The following is a 16,940-nucleotide window of genomic DNA, read 5'->3' on the forward strand; positions in this document are numbered from 1 at the left end:
GTGGGTGCCGATCGGGGCGGGATGGATTCGTACAGGGACGGGACCGAAGCCGGCGGCAAGGCCGACGGAGCGGAATCCGGGCAGGTCAAGGCCACTGCGGCCGGGTCCGCCGGCCCAGCGGGGAGCAGCGGCGGGGGTTCGGCCGAACGGGGTGGGGACACCGGAACGGGACCCGCGTCCGGCCCCGCCGACGGGGCCGTTTTCGATTCGCCGACGACTTCGGACCGGGAATCCGCCACGCGGGCGGCGCCCGATCGGGCCCCGAATCCCGCCGCCGGGCCCTCCGAGGACCAGCACCACCCCCTTGCCTCCGGGGACCAGCACCGCCCCTCCGCCAGCGCGCCCACCCCGCCCGCCGAGCCCGCGGCCCCCGGCCGGGGCCGCACCCCGTGGCCGCGGCTGGACGCGGGAGCGGACGCCGGCCCGCGATCGGCGTCGGCCGCCACCGCCGGGCCCGGCCCAGCCGCTCCCAATTCCGAGCCCGACCCGGCCGGCCCCACGGGCCCCGGAACGGGCTCCGACTCCGGAACGGGCTCCGGCTCCGGCACGGGCCCCGGCACCGGCCCCGGCGGAGACGTTTCCTCCCGGGGGATCGCCGGGCTGCCCTTCCGCTTCCAGGTGGTGGCCGCGCTCGCCCTCGCGGTCATCGGCGTGATCGCCTGCGTCCAGATAGGGATGGTCTTCCTGCACGTGGCGCCGCCGAACACGATCAGCAAGCAGTACGGCAAGGCCGTGGACGACTGGATCTACCCCGAGTTCGAGCAGAACTGGAAGCTCTTCGCGCCCAACCCGCTCCAGCAGAACATCGACGTCCAGGCGCGCGCCGAGATCAAGATGCCCGACGGCAGCGTCAGGACCACCGGCTGGATCGACTTCTCGGCGCAGGACGGCGCCGCGATCCAGCACAACCCGCTGCCCAGCCACACCGAGCAGAACGAACTGCGCCGCGGCTGGGACTTCTTCGTGGGTTCGCACACCGACGACAACAAGCCCAACGGCCTGCGCGGCGAGCTCTCCGAGCAGTACCTGCGCCGCATCGTGCTGCTCCGCCTCGGCACGCACCGCGACGGTGGCACCGTCGACCGCGTCCAGGTCAGGTCCATGACCACCTCGGTCAAGAGCCCCTCGTGGAGCGACGAGAAGAGCGACACGCGGCCGTCCTACCGGGAGGTGCCGTGGTGGACGGTGACCCCGGCCGACCTGCCCTCGGGCGCCGGTGACGCACGTACGGAGGCGAAGCGGTGAGTACGCACGACGCACGTACGGAGGCGAAGCGGTGAGTACGCACGACCACGACGGCCCGGCCGGGACCGCACCCGCCGCCACTTCGGTCGCCACCCCTCCCGCCCCCGGCGCGGACGGTGGCGAGACGCGGGCGGCGCGGGCCGTGCGGAGGGTGTCGGCCGCCGCCCTCGGCCCGTACCAGAGCGCGGTCGTGCGGATCGGCTTCTCGGCGACCTGGCTGTTCTTCCTGCTGCGCGAACTGCCCAACCGCCGTGAGCTGTACGGCCCCGACGGGCCCTGGAGCTTCGGCCTCGGCAGCCGCCTGGTGTCCGGCAACCACGCCTTCACCGCGCTGCTCTGGACCGACAGCACCGTCTGGTTCGAGCTCGTGTACGCGCTGGCCATCGTGTCCAGCGCGCTCCTGCTGCTCGGCTGGCGCACCCGCACGATGTCCGTCGTCTTCATGATCGGTGTGCTGTCGCTGCAGAATCGCTCCGTCTTCATGGGGGACGGCGGGGACAACGTCATCCATCTGATGGCGGTCTATCTGGTCTTCACGCGCTGCGCCCAGGTCTGGTCCCTCGACGCGCGGCGCGTGGCGCGCGGGCCGGGCCGTGACCGCGTCGGCCCGGTGCTGTGGGCGGTGTGCGGCCTCGGGCTGCTCGTCGCCACCTGGCGTACGTCCGGGTCCGGTGTCTTCGGCGGCGGCGAGTGGTGGCTGTGGGTCGTGTTCTGGGGCATGTGGGGTGCTCAGGGGCTGTGGTGGGCGGTGGGTCGCTACGCCGACGCCGACGCGCGGGCGCTGCTCGACGTCCTCGCCAACCTCGTCCACAACGCGGCCATGGTCGTGATCATGGCGGAGGTCTGCCTGGTCTACGCGACGGCCGGCTGGTACAAGATCCAGGGCAGCCGCTGGCAGGACGGCACCGCGCTGTTCTACCCGCTGAAGCTGGACTACTTCTCGCCGTGGCCCGAACTCTCCTCCCTGCTGGGCACGAGCGGGGTGATCGTGATGCTGCTCACCTATGGAACGGTCATGGTGCAGGTGGCGTTCCCGTTCACGCTGTTCAACCGCCGGGTCAAGAACGTGCTGCTCGTGGCGATGATGCTGGAGCACGCGGGGATCGCGGTCCTGCTCGGCCTGCCGTTCTTCTCGCTCGCGATGATCGCGGCCGACGCGGTGTTCCTGCCGACGTCCTTCCTGCGCAAGGTCGGCGCGTACGCGGGCCGGCTGCGGCCGGGCGCGCGCCTTCCCGAGCAGCGCCGGGAGCGGGCGGAGGAGCCCGAGCGGCCACGTACGCTCGTGGGGTGAGCAGCACCGAACAGCCGGCCCCGGCCGAGGACGCCCCGGCCGGCGACCCCATCCAGTACGACGAGGGCTTCGGCCCGGCCGAGGTCGGGGTGGGCCCGCACCCGGAGCCCTGGCCCGAGGGCGAGCGCTACGACCCCGAGCTGCTCGCGCACGGCGACCGGCGCAATGTCGTCGACGCCTACCGGTACTGGACGCGCGAGGCGATCGTCGCCGACCTCGACACCCGGCGGCACGACTTCCACGTGGCCGTGGAGAACTGGGGCCACGACTTCAACATCGGCTCCGTGGTGCGGACCGCGAACGCGTTCCTGGCCAAGGAGGTCCACATCGTGGGGCGGCGCCGCTGGAACCGGCGCGGCGCCATGGTCACGGACCGCTATCAGCACGTACGCCACCACCCGGACACCGAGTCGCTGACCGCGTGGGCGCTCGCGGAGGGCGTGCCGATCATCGGCATCGACAATCTGCCCGGCGCGGTGCCGCTGGAGCGGACCGAACTGCCGCGCCGATGTGTGCTGCTCTTCGGCCAGGAGGGCCCAGGCCTCACCGAGGAAGCCCGTAAGCATGCCCAACTGGTGTGCTCCATCGCCCAGTTCGGCTCCACGCGCTCCATCAACGCCGGGGCCGCGGCCGCCATCGCGATGCACGCCTGGGTGCAGAGGCACGCCGTCGTCCCCGGCTGACGTACCCCTGCCGCCCGTAGTCCTCGGCGGACGTACCCGTGCCGCCCGTCGTCCCCGGCGGACGTACCCCTGCCGCACGTCGGACCGGCCCGCTCCCCCGAACGGGCTCGGCCTGCCTGGTCCCAAGGGGCTCAGGCCTGCCTGCGTACCTCCACCACCCGGAACCGGTTGGCCACGAACGCCCCGTCGCACAGGGCCGCGTTGGCCGCCGGGTTGCCGCCCGAGCCGTGGAAGTCGGAGAAGGCGGCCGTCTGGTTGACGTACACCCCGCCCGTCAGGTTCAGCGACAGCTGGGCCGACTCGTCCAGGCAGACGTCCTCCACCGCGCGCTCCACCTCCTCGGACGTGGTGTACGCGCCGACCGTCATCGCGCCCTTGTCGCGGACCGTGCGGCGCAGCAGTTCGACCGCGTCCGCCGTGGAGTCGACGGCGACGGCGAAGGAGACCGGGCCGAAGCACTCCGACAGGTAGACGGACTCCGCGTCCGGCTTCGCGCCGTCCAGCTTGACGATGACCGGGGTGCGCACCACCGCGTCCGGGAACTCGGGGTTGGCCACCTCCCTTGAGGGCAGGGCGACTTCACCGAGGCCGGCGGCCGCCTCCAGGCGGGACTTCACGTCCGGGTTGACGAGCGCGCCGAGCAGCGCGTTGGCCCGTGCGTCGTCGCCGAGCAGGCCGCCGACCGCGCCGGCGAGGTCGCCGACCACCTCGTCGAAGGTCTTCTTTCCCGCGTCGGTGGTGATGCCGTCGCGGGGGATCAGCAGGTTCTGCGGGGTGGTGCACATCTGGCCGCTGTACAGGGACAGCGAGAAGGACAGGTTGGCGAGCATGCCCTTGTAGTCGTCGGTGGAGTCGATCACCACCGTGTTGACGCCGGCCTTCTCCGTGTAGACCTGCGCCTGGCGGGCGTTGGCCTCCAGCCAGTCGCCGAACGCGGAGGAGCCCGTGTAGTCGATGATCTTGATTTCGGGGCGGACCGCGAGGGTCTTGGCGATGCCCTCGCCGGGCCGCTCGGCCGCGAGCGCCACCAGGTTGGGGTCGAAGCCCGCCTCGGACAGGACCTCGCGCGCCACCTTCACGGTCATCGCGAGCGGCAGGACCGCGCGCGGGTGCGGCTTGACCAGGACCGGGTTGCCGGTGGCCAGCGAGGCGAACAGGCCCGGGTAGCCGTTCCACGTCGGGAAGGTGTTGCAGCCGATCAGCAGGGCGATGCCGCGCCCGGCCGGCGTGAACGTCTTGGTGAGCTCCAGGGGATCGCGCTTGCCCTGCGGCTTGGACCAGGCGGCGCTGCCGGAGGGGGTGCGGGTCTGCTCCTGGTAGGCGTACGCGACGGCCTCCAAGCCGCGGTCCTGGGCGTGCGGGCCGCCCGCCTGGAACGCCATCATGAAGGCCTGGCCGCTGGTGTGCATGACCGCGTGCGCGAACTCGTGCGTCCGGGCGCCGATGCGGGCCAGGATCTCGACGCAGACCAGCGCCCGCGTCTCGGGACCCGCGGCCCGCCAGGCGGCCATGCCGGCCCGCATCGCGGGCAGCAGCACGTCCAGGTCGGGGTGCGGGTACTGGACGCCCAACTCGATTCCGTAGGGCGAGACTTCGGCGCCCGTCCAGTCGTCGGTGCCCGGCTGGTCGAGGTCGAAGCGGCGGTTCAGGAGCGCGTCGAAGGCCGCCTTGCCGTCCTCGGCGCCCGTCTCCCCGTAGGCCTTGGGGTGCTCCGGATGCGGCGACCAGTACGCACGCGTGCGGATCGCCTCCAGGGCCCCGTCCAGGGTGGGCCTGTGCTTCTCGGTCAGCTGCATGGCGAGCAACTCCTCGTCGAGTCTTCGAGGTGGGCAGGGAGAGCCGGACACCGTTAGAGTAACCGAACGATCGGTCGGGACAAGAGGGTCCGGGGAAACCTGTGGACAACTGCCGGCCAAGCCCCCCGCAGGCCCTGTCGTGCGGCCCCGGGAGGGGGCCCGCCGGGCCCGTGGGCAAGCCGTAGGGGAGGATCGCGTCCATGACCGAAACCGCCAGCGCCTCAGCGATCGCGCCGAGCCGTACCGTCGCCGTCGTCGGCACCGGGACCATGGGGCAGGGCATCGCCCAGGTCGCCCTCGTCGCCGGGCACCCCGTACGGCTCTACGACGCCGTGCCGGGCCGCGCGCGCGAGGCCGCCGACGCCCTCGCCGGACGCCTGGGCCGACTGGTCGAGAAGGGCCGCCTGGACGCCGCCGGGCGCGACGCGGCGCTGGCCCGGCTGCACCCGGCCGACGGACTCGCCGAGCTCGCCGACGCCGCGCTCGTCGTCGAGGCCATCCTCGAACAACTCCCGGTCAAGCAGGAGCTGTTCGCCGCTCTCGAGGACGTGGTCGGCGAGGACTGCCTGCTCGCCACCAACACCTCATCGCTGTCGGTGACCGCGATCGCGGGCAAGCTGCGGCACCCGGGCCGCTTCGTCGGCCTGCACTTCTTCAACCCGGCGCCGCTGCTCCCGCTGGTGGAGGTCGTCAGCGGCTTCGCCACCGACGAGGCCGCGGCGGCCAGGGCATACGGGACGGCGAAGGCCTGGGGCAAGACGCCGGTGCGCTGCACCGACACCCCCGGCTTCATCGTCAACCGCATCGCCCGGCCCTTCTACGCCGAGGCCTTCGCGATCCACGAGGAGCGCGGCGCCGACCCGGCCACCATCGACGCGGTGCTGCGCGAGTGCGGCGGATTCCGCATGGGCCCCTTCGAGCTCACCGACCTCATCGGCCAGGACGTCAACGAGGCGGTGACGCGCTCGGTCTGGGACTCCTTCTTCCAGAGCCCCAAGTTCACGCCGTCCCTGGCCCAGCGCCGCCTGGTCGAGTCCGGGCTGCACGGGCGCAAGAGCGGCCGCGGCTGGTACGCCTACGAGGCGCCCGGCGCGTCCTCTCAGGAGGCGGTGCGCCCCGCGCCGCACACCGCGCCGCCCGCGCGGGCGCCCGAGGCCGTCACCGTGGTCGGTGACCTGGGCCCGGCCCGCGACCTGGTGGCGATGATGGGCGAGGCCGGCATCGCGGTGAAGACCGTCAACGAGGGCGGCCCCTACATCGAGCTTCCGGGGGATGGACAGCTCGTGCCCGCCGACGGCAAGACGTCCGTCGAGTTCGCCGACGTCGTCTACTTCGACCTCGCCCTCGACTACCGGGGCGCGACCCGCATCGCGCTCTCCGCGAGCGAGGACACCTCCGAGAGGGCCGTCAGCGAGGCCGTCGGCCTGTTCCAGAAGCTCGGCAAGGAGGTCAGCGTCATCGGTGACGTGCCGGGCATGATCGTCGCCCGTACCGTCGCGATGCTCGTCGACTTCGCCGCCGACGCCGTCGCCAAGGGCGTCGCCTCGCCGGAGGACATCGACACCGCGATGCGGCTCGGCGTCAACTACCCGCTGGGGCCCGTCGAATGGAACCGGCGCCTGGGCCAGGACTGGGCGTACGACCTGCTCTCGGCGCTGCACGAGCGCTGCCCCACCGGCCGCTACGCCCCCTCGCTCGCGCTCTACCGGCAGGCGTACGCGGGCGATGAGGAGACGGGCTCATGACCACCCCCAAGCGTGACACCTACACGCCCGAGACGCTGCTCACGGTCGCGGTGCGGATCTTCAACGAGCGTGGCTACGACGGCACTTCGATGGAGCACCTGTCCAAGGCGGCGGGGATCTCCAAGTCGTCGATCTACCACCACGTCGCCGGCAAGGAGGAGCTCCTCCACCGGGCCGTGAGCCGCGCCATCGACGGCCTCTTCGGCGTCCTGGACGAGCCGGGCGCCGGGCGCGGCCGGTCGATCGAGCGGGTCGAGTACGTCACTCGACGTACGGTCGAAGTCCTGACGGCGGAACTTCCCTACGTCACTCTGCTGTTGCGCGTCCGCGGTAACACCAAGACGGAACGCTGGGCGATGGAGCGCCGCCGGGAGTTCGACCAGCGTGTCTCCGATCTGCTCAAGGCGGCAGTGGCGGACGGGGATCTCCGCGCCGACCTGGACATTCGCCTGGCGACCCGGCTGCTCTTCGGCATGGTCAACTCGCTGGTGGAGTGGTACCGGCCGCAGCGCGAGGGGGAGGCGGACGGGGACCAGGTGGCCGATACCGTGGTGCGGATGGCCTTCGAGGGGTTGCGGACCGGCCACTGAGTCCCGGTGCCGTTGACTGAGACACCGAAGCGGATCAACATCCACGGTCATGGCTGCCTTGCGAACTCCTGCGTCCCTTGTGTCCGGCTGTGCCACGGTGCTGCTCGTGGGCCTGACGCTGGCCGGATGCGGCGGCGGGAGCGGCAAGGACGACGCGGCGGGCCGGTCGCAGGACACGCGGGCCGCCGTCAAGAAGGCCGGAGTGCCGTCCGCCGCGCCGGCCCCGGTCAAGGGTGACGACTTCGGCTGTCTGACGCCCGCGCAGGCCATGGCGGGCTCCGTCGTCTTCAAGAGCGCGACCGGGGCGCCCACGGGCGGCTTTCTGACCGGCAGCGGCAACACCGGGATCGTCCTCGCCCACCAGGCCGACGGAAACGTCTGCCAGTGGAAGGACAAGGCCGTCGAACTCGGCAAGGCCGGCTTCCGGGTCCTCGCCGTCAACAGCACCACGGACGACGAGGCCGCCGAGATCGAGGGCGCGGCCGCCACCCTGCGCGCCGAGGGCGCCTGGAAACTGCTGCTCATGGGCGCCTCCAAGGGCGGCACCGCCACTCTCCAGGCGGCCACCCGCATGCCCCTGAAACCGGACGCGGTGGTCGCCCTTTCCGCCCCCGAGAGGTACGGCTCGATGGACGCGCGCGAAGCCGTCGAGAACCTCACCGTGCCGGTCCTCTACATGGCCGGCGACCAGGACGGCACCTTCACCACGGCCGCCCGCGAGCTGAGCGGGGCCAGCGCCAAGGCCCCGGAGAACCGGCTCGTCCAGGTCAAGGGCACCGCGGCACACGGCGTGGCCCTGCTGGCCACCCCGGCCAACTGGGACACCGTGCTCGCCTTCCTGAAGAAGTACTGCACCTGAGCGGCGGGGCCGCGGGTGCCGAGCCGTAGCTCGTCAGCAGTAAGCACTCGGGTCGGCAGTAAGTACTCGGGTCAGCAGTAAGTACTGCGGACGGCAGCCGCGGCCACGGCCCTACGCCGGGTCCAGGTCGGTCTCCTCGAACACCAGCAGCGTGCGCGTCGACAGCACCTCGGGGATGGACTGGATCCGCGTCAGGACCAGCTCGCGCAGCGCCCTGTTGTCCGGCGTGTGCACCAGGAGCAGCACGTCGAAGTCCCCGCTCACCAGGGCGATGTGGGCGGCCCCCGGCAGCTCCTTGAGCTGTTCGCGGACGGTGCGCCAGGAGTTCTGCACGATCTTGAGCGTGATGTACGCGGCCGCGCCCTGGCCCGCCCGCTCGTGGTCCACGCGCGCGGTGAAGCCGCGGATCACGCTGTCCTCGACGAGCCGGTTGATGCGCGCGTAGGCGTTGGCGCGCGAGACGTGCACCCGCTCGGCCACGGAGCGTATCGAGGCCCGGCCGTCGGTCTGCAGGATGCGCAGGATGTCGTGATCGATCTGGTCCAGCGGGCGTGGCGGCACCGGCCGGTTCTCGCCGGTGGCCATTTGTTCAGCTGCCATGTCCCCCCGCCTTCCTGTTGTGGACGACCTGTTCCCATCCCAGGCTGTGGAGAACCGTTTGTCCACAGGCTGAAGGTGCCTGTAGCCAAAATGCGTCCACGACCGAACAATCGGTAGGTGAGGGGCGTCACAGTCGCGCCTCGCCCTGGATGTCCGCTCCGACAAGGAGGTGCATTGGCATGACGGTCCAAGAGCTCCCCGGTGCCGCCGCATACCGGCCGACCCCTCCCCCCGCCTGGAGGCCCCGCACCGACCCCGCGCCGCTCCTCCCGGACGCCGAGCCGTTCCGGGTCCTCGGCACCGGAGCCGAGCTCGACCGCGCGCTGATGCTGAAGCTGTACGCCGAGCTGGTCCGCGGCCGCCGCTTCAACGCGCAGGCGACCGCCCTCACCAAGCAGGGCCGCCTCGCCGTGTACCCCTCGTCGACCGGCCAGGAGGCCTGCGAGGTCGCCGCCGCGCTGGCCCTGGAGGAGCGCGACTGGCTGTTCCCGAGCTACCGCGACACCCTCGCCGCCGTCGCCCGCGGCCTGGATCCCGTGCAGGCCCTGACGCTGCTGCGCGGCGACTGGCACACCGGCTACGACCCCCGCGAGCACCGCATCGCGCCCCTGTGCACCCCGCTCGCCACCCAGCTGCCGCACGCCGTGGGCCTGGCCCACGCGGCCCGCCTCAAGGGCGACGACGTGGTGGCGCTCGCCCTGGTCGGCGACGGAGGCACCAGCGAGGGCGACTTCCACGAGGCGCTGAACTTCGCGGCCGTCTGGCAGGCCCCGGTGGTCTTCCTGGTCCAGAACAACGGCTTCGCGATCTCCGTGCCGCTCGCCAAGCAGACCGCCGCGCCCTCCCTCGCCCACAAGGCCGTCGGCTACGGAATGCCGGGCCGCCTGGTGGACGGCAACGACGCGCCGGCCGTGCACCAGGTGCTCTCCGAGGCCGTCGGCCGGGCCCGGCGCGGCGGCGGCCCCACCCTCATCGAGGCCGTCACGTACCGCATGGAGGCGCACACCAACGCCGACGACGCGACGCGCTACCGGGGCTCCGCCGAGGTCGACGCCTGGCGCGACCACGACCCGATCCGCCTCCTGGAGGGCGAGCTGACCGCCCGCGGCCTGATCGACGAGGACGGCATACGTGCCGCCGCCGAGGCCGCCGAGACCATGGCCGCGGCCCTGCGCGAGCAGATGAACGCCGAGCCGTCCCTGAACCCCATGGACCTGTTCGCCGAGGTCTACACCGCACAGAGCGGTCAACTGCGCGAGCAGGCGGCCCAGTTGCGCGCCGAGCTGGAAGCCGAGGCCCGGTGATGACCACCGCCACCGACAGAAAACCCGCCACCATGGCGCAGGCCCTGCAGCGCGCGATGCGTGACGCCATGGCCGAGGACCCGACCGTCCACGTCCTCGGGGAGGACGTCGGCACCCTGGGCGGCGTCTTCCGGGTCACCGACGGGCTCGCCAAGGAGTTCGGCGAGGACCGCTGCACCGACACCCCGCTCGCCGAGGCCGGCATCCTGGGCACGGCCGTCGGCATGGCGATGTACGGGCTGCGGCCCGTCGTCGAGATGCAGTTCGACGCCTTCGCCTACCCGGCGTTCGAGCAGCTCATCAGCCACGTCGCCAAGATGCGCAACCGCACCCGGGGCGCCATGGCGATGCCCATCGTGGTGCGCGTGCCCTACGGCGGCGGCATCGGCGGCGTCGAGCACCACAGCGACTCCAGCGAGGCCTACTACATGGCCACGCCCGGCCTGAAGGTCGTCACGCCCGCCACCGTGGAGGACGCGTACGGCCTGCTCAGGGAAGCCATCGCCTGCGACGACCCGGTCGTCTTCCTCGAGCCCAAGCGGCTGTACTGGTCGAAGTCCGACTGGTCGCCGCAGGACCCCGCGCCCGTCGAACCCATCGGCAAGGCGGTCGTGCGGCGCGCCGGGCGCAGCGCCACGCTCCTCACCTACGGGCCGTCCGTGCCGGTGTGCCTGGAGGCCGCCGAGGCGGCCCGCGAGGAGGGCTGGGACCTCGAAGTCGTCGATCTGCGCTCCCTGGTGCCGTTCGACGACGAGACGGTGTGCGCTTCGGTGCGGCGCACCGGGCGGGCCGTGGTCGTCCACGAGTCGGCCGGCTTCGCCGGCCCCGGCGCCGAGATCGCCGCGCGCGTCACCGAGCGCTGCTTCCACCACCTGGAGGCACCCGTGCTGCGGGTCGCGGGCTTCGACATCCCCTACCCGCCGCCGATGCTGGAGAAGCACCATCTGCCCGGCGTGGACCGGGTGTTGGACGCGGTGGCGCGGCTGCAGTGGGAGGCGGAGCACTGATGCCGAAGGTGCTCGAGTTCAAGCTGCCCGACCTCGGAGAGGGGCTCACCGAGGCGGAGATCGTGCGCTGGCTCGTCGAGGTCGGCGAGGTGGTGGCCGTGGACCAGCCGGTGGTCGAGGTGGAGACGGCCAAGGCGATGGTCGAGGTGCCCTGCCCCTACGGCGGTGTCGTCACCGCCCGCTTCGGCGAGGAGGGCACCGAACTGCCGGTCGGCGCTCCCCTGTTGACGGTCGCGGTCGGTCCGCCGCAGGAGCGGTCGGAGGCCGAGGACGCCGAGTCCTCCGAGTACTCGGGCAACGTCCTGGTCGGCTACGGGACGGCCGCGGCCACCACCCGGCGCCGCTCCCGCGTGCGGCCCGCGACAGCGCCCGCGCCCGCTGTGGCGGTCGTGGTGGACAGCGCCCCCGCGCAGGCGCCGGGGCCCGTGCCGGTCATCTCGCCCTTGGTGCGCAAACTGGCCCGTGAACACGGCCTGGATCTGCGGGAGTTGCGCGGGACCGGCCCCCAGGGCCTGATCCTGCGCGTGGACGTCGAATCCGCCGTGCGGGCCCCGGCTCCCGAGCCCGCCGCGTCCGTCGCCACGCCTGCCGCAGCCGCGGCGCCCGCCGCGGCTCCCGCCGGTGAGCGCATCGCCCTGAAGGGCATTCGCGGCGCGGTCGCCGAAAAGCTCAGCCGCAGCCGCACCGAAATCCCCGACGCCACCTGCTGGGTGGACGCCGATGCCACGGAGCTGATGGCGGCCCGCGCCGCGATGAACCACGCGGGCGGCCCCAAGGTGTCCGTCCTCGCGCTGCTCGCCCGGATCTGCACGGCGGCCCTCGCCCGGTACCCCGAGCTCAACTCGACGGTGGACACGGCGGCCCGCGAGATCGTGCGGATCCCCGAGGTGCACCTGGGCTTCGCGGCCCAGACCGAGCGCGGCCTGGTCGTCCCGGTCGTCCGCGACGCCCACGGCCGCAACGTCGACTCGGTCGGCGCCGAGCTGGCCCGGCTCACCGAGGCGGCCCGCACCGGCACACTGACCCCGGCCGAGCTGACCGGAGGCACCTTCACCCTGAACAACTACGGGGTGTTCGGCGTCGACGGTTCCACGCCGATCATCAACCACCCCGAGGCGGCGATGCTGGGCGTGGGCCGCATCATCCCCAAGCCCTGGGTGTACGAGGGCGAGCTCGCCGTGCGCCAAGTGGTCCAGCTCTCCCTCACCTTCGATCACCGGGTGTGCGACGGCGGCACCGCGGGCGGCTTCCTGCGCTACGTCGCGGACTGCGTGGAACACCCGGCGGTCCTGCTGCGCACGCTGTGACGAACGTCCCCGCGAACTCGGGACGTTCGCGGGGGTGGTCGTGATCGTCCGGCAGCACATACTCGGGGGATGACCGCGTATGACGCCGCAGCACCCGCGTATGACGCCGTAGTACTCGCCGGAGGCGCCGCCAAGCGGCTGGGCGGCGCCGACAAACCAGGGCTCAGCGTGGGCGGCCGGGCGCTGCTCGACCGGGTGCTGACCGCCTGCGCCGGTGCCGCCACCACCGTGGTGGTCGGCGGCCGGCGGCCCACCGCGCGGCCCGTGGTGTGGACGCGCGAGGAGCCGGCCGGCGGCGGGCCGCTGGCCGCCCTGGACGCCGGGGTGCGCCGCACATCGGCCGGGAACGTCCTCGTGCTCTCGGCCGATCTGCCGTTCCTGGCCGCTCCGACGGTCGACGCCCTCCTCGGCGAACTGCGGCGCGTCGGCGGCGACGGCGCGCTCTGCACCGACGCCGACGGCCGCGACCAGCCGCTGGTCGCCGTCTATCGCGCCGAACCACTGCGCCGCGGACTCGCGCGGATCGCCGGCGAGCACGGCTCGCTGGCCGGGCTCCCGTTACGGCTGCTCACCCGTGAACTCGAACTCGCCCGCGTCGAGGCGGACCCGCTCGCCTCGTTCGACTGCGACACCTGGGAGGACCTCGCCGCCGCTCGGGCCCGGATCAGGGACCATGGGGACGTGCTGGACGAATGGATCACCGCAGTCAAGGACGAACTCGGCATCGAGCTGGACGTCGACACCCGTGTCCTGCTCGACCTGGCCAGGGACGCCGCCCACGGCGTCGCCCGGCCCGCCGCCCCCCTCACCACCTTCCTGGTGGGTTACGCGGCCGCGCAGGCGGGCGGCTCGGGCAAGGACGTGGCGGAGTCGGCCCACAAGGCGGCCGCGCTCGCCCTGCGCTGGGCGGCCGAGACCGAGGCCGCCGACGGCCCGACGAACGACGCCGGATGACCGCCCGGAGCGCGGGGGCCGACGACGGATCCGACGAAGCCCTCGCCCTGCTGCGCGAAGCCCCGCCCGCGCCCCCCGAACACGAGACCCCGCCCGCCGGCGGAGGCTCCGCCGAGCCCGGGCCGCCGTCCGACCGCACGGCTCCCCGCCGCCCGGCAGCGGTCTGGGACGACGCCCGTGCGGTGGCGGCCCGGGCCGGCCGCGCCGCTCCGGGCCACTCCCACCGGGTGCCGCTGGAGTCGGCCCTGGGCGAGGTCCTCACCCAGCCGCTCACCGCGCTGACCGACCTGCCCTCCTTCGACACCTCCGCCATGGACGGCTGGGCCGTCGCGGGACCCGGCCCCTGGGCGGTGCGGGACGGCGGCGTCCTCGCCGGACACTCCGCACCCGGCACCCTCGCCGACGGCGAGGCGGTACGCATCGCCACCGGGGCCCGCATCCCCGCCGGCGCCACGGCGGTGATCCGCAGCGAACACGCCCGCAGCGACCAGGCGCGCACCCAGCTCCAGGCCGACCGCGTGGTGCTGCACGGCCAGGACATCCGTCCGCGCGGCCAGGAGTGCCGCTCGGGCGACGTACTGCTGCCCGCCACCGCGCTGGTCACCCCGGCCGTGCTCGGCCTCGCCGCGGCCGCCGGATACGACGAGCTGAGCACGGTGCCGCGGCCCCGGGTCGAGATCCTGGTCCTCGGCGACGAGCTGCTCACCCAGGGGCTTCCGCACGACGGGCTGATCCGCGACGCGCTCGGACCGATGCTCGGGTTCTGGCTGCGGGCGCTGGGCGCCGACGTCATCGGAACCCGCCGCCTGAAGGACGACGCGGGGGCGCTGCTCGCCGCCGTCACCAGCTCCTCGGCCGACCTGGTGATCACGACGGGCGGCACGGCGGCCGGCCCCGTCGATCACGTCCACCCCGTGCTGCGCAAGGCGGGAGCCGAGCTCCTCGTCGACGGCGTCGCGGTGCGGCCGGGCCACCCCATGCTGCTCGCCCAGATCGGGGTGGGCAAGCATCTGGTGGGGCTGCCCGGCAACCCGCTCGCCGCGGTCTCCGGGCTCCTCACCCTGGCCGAACCGCTCCTGCGGGAACTCGCCGGGCGGCCCAAGCCGGTGACGTACACCGCGCCGCTGCGCAACGAGGTGCAGGGGCATCCGCACGACACCCGGCTCGTCCCGGTGGTGCACCGCGCGGAACGGGTGGTGCCGCTGCACTACAACGGCCCGGCGATGCTGCGCGGCATCGCGGCCGCCGACGGGCTCGCGGTCGTGGCCCCCGGCGGGGCGCGGGCCGGTGAGGAGGTCGAGATCCTCGACCTTCCGTGGTCTCAGGCGGGCTCGGGCGGTGGGTGTTTCACGTGAAACGCGGGGCCGCCTTCGCGAACCACCCCTCCGCCAACTCCCGCCACCACAAAGGCTGTTTCACGTGAAACACCACATCCTGACCCTCAACTCGCCGCCTGCTGAAGGGCGTTTCACGTGAAACTGCCCGGCCATGACGTCATGGCCCGCCAAGCGGGCGAGCACCTGATCACCCGGCGGGTGGCACTGCCCCGCCGGGTCGTCGACCGGCCGCTGCGCCAGGTCGCCAAGCGGATCCTGATGGCGCTCGCCGTGCTGATGCTGACGACGCTCATCGTCTGGATCGACCGAGACGGCTATCACGACAACGCCAACGGCAAGGTCGACTTCCTCGACGCCGTCTACTACGCCACCGTCACGCTCTCCACGACGGGCTACGGCGACATCGTCCCCTACAGCGACAGCGCCCGGCTCACCAACATCCTGCTGGTCACACCGCTGCGCGTGCTGTTCCTGATCATCCTCGTCGGAACCACTCTCGAGGTCCTCACCGAACGGACCCGCGAAGAGTGGCGGCTCAACCGCTGGAAGGCTCAATTGCGACAGCACACCGTCGTCGTCGGCTTCGGGACGAAGGGCCGCTCGGCGATCCAGACCCTGTGCGCGAGGGGCCTGAAGAAGGACCAGGTCGTCATCGTCGACCCGAGCGCCAAGGTGATCGAGACCGCCAATGCGGAAGGCTTCGTCGGCGTCATCGGCGACGCCACCCGCAGCGACGTACTCCTGCGGGCCGAGGTGCAGAAGGCCGGCCGGGTCATCATCGCCACTCAGCGCGACGACACCGCCGTCCTGGTCACGCTGACGGCCCGCCAGCTGAATCGGGGCGCGAAGATCGTCGCCGCCGTGCGGGAGGAGGAGAACGCGCCGCTGCTGCGCCAGTCCGGCGCGGACGCCGTCATCACCAGCGCCAGCGCCGCCGGCCGGCTGCTCGGCCTCTCCGTGCTCAGCCCGAGCGCCGGCGCCGTGATGGAGGACCTGATCCAGCAGGGCAGCGGGCTCGACATGGTGGAGCGGCCCGTGAAGAAGAGCGAGGTCGGACGCGGAGTGCGGGACACCGACGACCTGGTGGTGAGCGTGCTGCGCGGCCACCGGCTGCTGGCGTACGACGACGTCAAGGCGAGCCCGCTCCAGCTGACCGACCGGCTCATCACGATCGTACGAGCCGGCGGTACGGCGGCGGAGGACGGTCCGGAGTAGCGTCGGCCGCATGTATGCGATCACGATTCCTGAGCCGGGCGGTCCCGAGGCACTGGTCTGGGCCGAGGTGCCCGATCCCGTACCGGGCGAGGGCGAGGTCCTCGTCGAGGTGGCCGCCGCCGCAGTCAACCGTGCCGATGTGCTCCAGCGACAGGGCTTCTACAACCCGCCGGCCGGCGCCTCCCCCTACCCGGGTCTGGAGTGCTCGGGGCGGATCGCCGCGCTCGGCCCCGGAGTGTCCGGGTGGAGCGTCGGCGACGAGGTGTGCGCCCTGCTGAGCGGCGGCGGCTACGCCCAGAAGGTGGCCGTGCCGGCCGGGCAGCTGCTGCCCGTCCCCGAGGGCGTGGACCTGGCCTCGGCGGCGGCCCTGCCCGAGGTCGTCTGCACCGTCTGGTCCAACGTGTTCATGGTGTCCCACCTGCGGCCCGGCGAGACACTCCTGGTGCACGGCGGGGCCAGCGGGATCGGCACCATGGCGATCCAGCTCGGCAAGGCGGTCGGCGCCAAGGTCGCGGTCACCGCGGGCGGCCCCGACAAACTGGCGCGCTGCGCCGAGCTCGGCGCGGACATCCTGATCGACTACCGCGAACAGGACTTCGTGGACGAGGTGTTGAAGGCCACGGACGGCGTCGGCGCCGATGTCATCCTCGACATCATGGGCGCGAAGTACCTGGAGCGGAACGTGCGGGCCCTCGCGGTCAACGGGCGCCTCGCCATCATCGGCCTGCAGGGCGGCGCCAAGGCCGAGCTGAACCTGGGCGCGCTGCTCACCAAGCGGGCCGCGGTCACCGCGACCTCGCTGCGCGGCCGCCCCGCGGCGGAGAAGGCGGCCATCGTGGCGGCCGTGCGCGAGCACGTGTGGCCGCTGATCTCGGGAGGCCGGGTGCGTCCCGTCGTGGACCGGACGCTGCCGCTCGCGGACGCGGCCGAGGGGCACCGGGTGCTCGAAGCCTCCAGCCACGTCGGCAAGGTGCTGCTCACGGCCTGACGGGCCGTGCGAACGCGGA

The 16,940-nt window shown here is 72.8% G+C and carries 15 protein-coding genes; 13 read left to right on the plus strand and 2 right to left on the minus strand.

All coding sequences use genetic code 11. The features are described 5' to 3' along the window. The first annotated feature begins 21 nt into the window (after positions 1-21). The 3 genes from ACFYZA_RS21600 to ACFYZA_RS21610 are packed head-to-tail and all read left to right on the plus strand — an operon-like array spanning position 22 to position 3,219. Positions 22-1,245: a DUF5819 family protein gene (locus tag ACFYZA_RS21600; protein ID WP_388492178.1), complete on the plus strand. Its 1,224-nt coding sequence runs from the start codon at positions 22-24 to the stop codon at positions 1,243-1,245. Positions 1,246-1,276: 31 nt separating this feature from the next. After that, positions 1,277-2,536, plus strand: coding sequence for an HTTM domain-containing protein (locus ACFYZA_RS21605; RefSeq protein ID WP_382583350.1), 1,260 nt, complete (start codon positions 1,277-1,279; stop codon positions 2,534-2,536). Further along, complete coding sequence (locus tag ACFYZA_RS21610) at positions 2,533-3,219, plus strand: TrmH family RNA methyltransferase (RefSeq protein WP_388492180.1); 687 nt, start codon at positions 2,533-2,535, stop codon at positions 3,217-3,219. The genes ACFYZA_RS21605 and ACFYZA_RS21610 overlap by 4 nt, the downstream gene beginning before the upstream one ends. A 131-nt stretch (positions 3,220-3,350) precedes the next feature. Here the strand turns inward: ACFYZA_RS21610 and paaN are convergent, their stop codons facing one another. Beyond that, positions 3,351-5,015: a phenylacetic acid degradation protein PaaN gene (gene paaN / locus ACFYZA_RS21615; protein ID WP_382583355.1), complete on the minus strand. Its 1,665-nt coding sequence runs from the start codon at positions 5,013-5,015 to the stop codon at positions 3,351-3,353. A 200-nt stretch (positions 5,016-5,215) separates the two neighbouring features. Between paaN and ACFYZA_RS21620 the strand changes: the two genes are divergently transcribed. The 3 genes from ACFYZA_RS21620 to ACFYZA_RS21630 are packed head-to-tail and all read left to right on the plus strand — an operon-like array spanning position 5,216 to position 8,209. Then, positions 5,216-6,760, plus strand: a complete 1,545-nt coding sequence (locus ACFYZA_RS21620; RefSeq protein ID WP_382583357.1) for a 3-hydroxyacyl-CoA dehydrogenase — start codon at positions 5,216-5,218, stop codon at positions 6,758-6,760. Then, the gene (locus tag ACFYZA_RS21625) at positions 6,757-7,350 is read left to right on the plus strand and encodes a TetR/AcrR family transcriptional regulator (RefSeq protein WP_382583360.1); all 594 of its coding nucleotides are present in this window, start codon (positions 6,757-6,759) and stop codon (positions 7,348-7,350) included. The genes ACFYZA_RS21620 and ACFYZA_RS21625 overlap by 4 nt, the downstream gene beginning before the upstream one ends. 49 nt (positions 7,351-7,399) lie before the next feature. Then, positions 7,400-8,209, plus strand: a complete 810-nt coding sequence (locus ACFYZA_RS21630; protein WP_388492183.1) for an alpha/beta hydrolase family protein — start codon at positions 7,400-7,402, stop codon at positions 8,207-8,209. 111 nt (positions 8,210-8,320) lie between these two features. On the opposite strand, the gene ACFYZA_RS21635 is transcribed toward ACFYZA_RS21630, so the two are convergent. Beyond that, the gene (locus ACFYZA_RS21635; protein WP_382583366.1) at positions 8,321-8,809 is read right to left on the minus strand and encodes an Lrp/AsnC family transcriptional regulator; all 489 of its coding nucleotides are present in this window, start codon (positions 8,807-8,809) and stop codon (positions 8,321-8,323) included. A gap of 179 nt (positions 8,810-8,988) precedes the next feature. Between ACFYZA_RS21635 and pdhA the strand changes: the two genes are divergently transcribed. From pdhA to ACFYZA_RS21670, 7 genes are all read left to right on the plus strand, one after another. Continuing rightward, positions 8,989-10,113: a pyruvate dehydrogenase (acetyl-transferring) E1 component subunit alpha gene (gene pdhA, locus ACFYZA_RS21640; protein ID WP_382583369.1), complete on the plus strand. Its 1,125-nt coding sequence runs from the start codon at positions 8,989-8,991 to the stop codon at positions 10,111-10,113. Next, positions 10,113-11,120: an alpha-ketoacid dehydrogenase subunit beta gene (locus tag ACFYZA_RS21645; protein WP_382583372.1), complete on the plus strand. Its 1,008-nt coding sequence runs from the start codon at positions 10,113-10,115 to the stop codon at positions 11,118-11,120. The genes pdhA and ACFYZA_RS21645 overlap by 1 nt, the downstream gene beginning before the upstream one ends. Then, the gene (locus ACFYZA_RS21650) at positions 11,120-12,427 is read left to right on the plus strand and encodes a dihydrolipoamide acetyltransferase family protein (RefSeq protein ID WP_388492185.1); all 1,308 of its coding nucleotides are present in this window, start codon (positions 11,120-11,122) and stop codon (positions 12,425-12,427) included. Before ACFYZA_RS21645 ends, ACFYZA_RS21650 begins: the two co-directional genes overlap by 1 nt. A 69-nt stretch (positions 12,428-12,496) precedes the next feature. Continuing rightward, on the plus strand, positions 12,497-13,381 hold the full coding sequence (locus tag ACFYZA_RS21655) for an NTP transferase domain-containing protein (protein ID WP_388492186.1): 885 nt from the start codon (positions 12,497-12,499) through the stop codon (positions 13,379-13,381). Further along, positions 13,378-14,736 carry a molybdopterin molybdotransferase MoeA gene (locus ACFYZA_RS21660; RefSeq protein WP_388492188.1) on the plus strand — a complete coding sequence of 453 codons (1,359 nt, stop codon included), beginning with the start codon at positions 13,378-13,380 and terminating at the stop codon, positions 14,734-14,736. Before ACFYZA_RS21655 ends, ACFYZA_RS21660 begins: the two co-directional genes overlap by 4 nt. Before the next feature lie 141 nt (positions 14,737-14,877). Continuing rightward, complete coding sequence (locus ACFYZA_RS21665; protein WP_382583634.1) at positions 14,878-15,933, plus strand: potassium channel family protein; 1,056 nt, start codon at positions 14,878-14,880, stop codon at positions 15,931-15,933. A gap of 10 nt (positions 15,934-15,943) precedes the next feature. After that, entirely contained in the window at positions 15,944-16,921 is a 978-nt protein-coding gene (locus ACFYZA_RS21670; protein WP_382583384.1) for an NAD(P)H-quinone oxidoreductase, read from the plus strand. Positions 16,922-16,940 lie beyond the last annotated feature (19 nt).

The organism is Streptomyces sp. NPDC001828 (assembly GCF_042892175.1).
Lineage (GTDB): Bacteria > Actinomycetota > Actinomycetes > Streptomycetales > Streptomycetaceae > Streptomyces.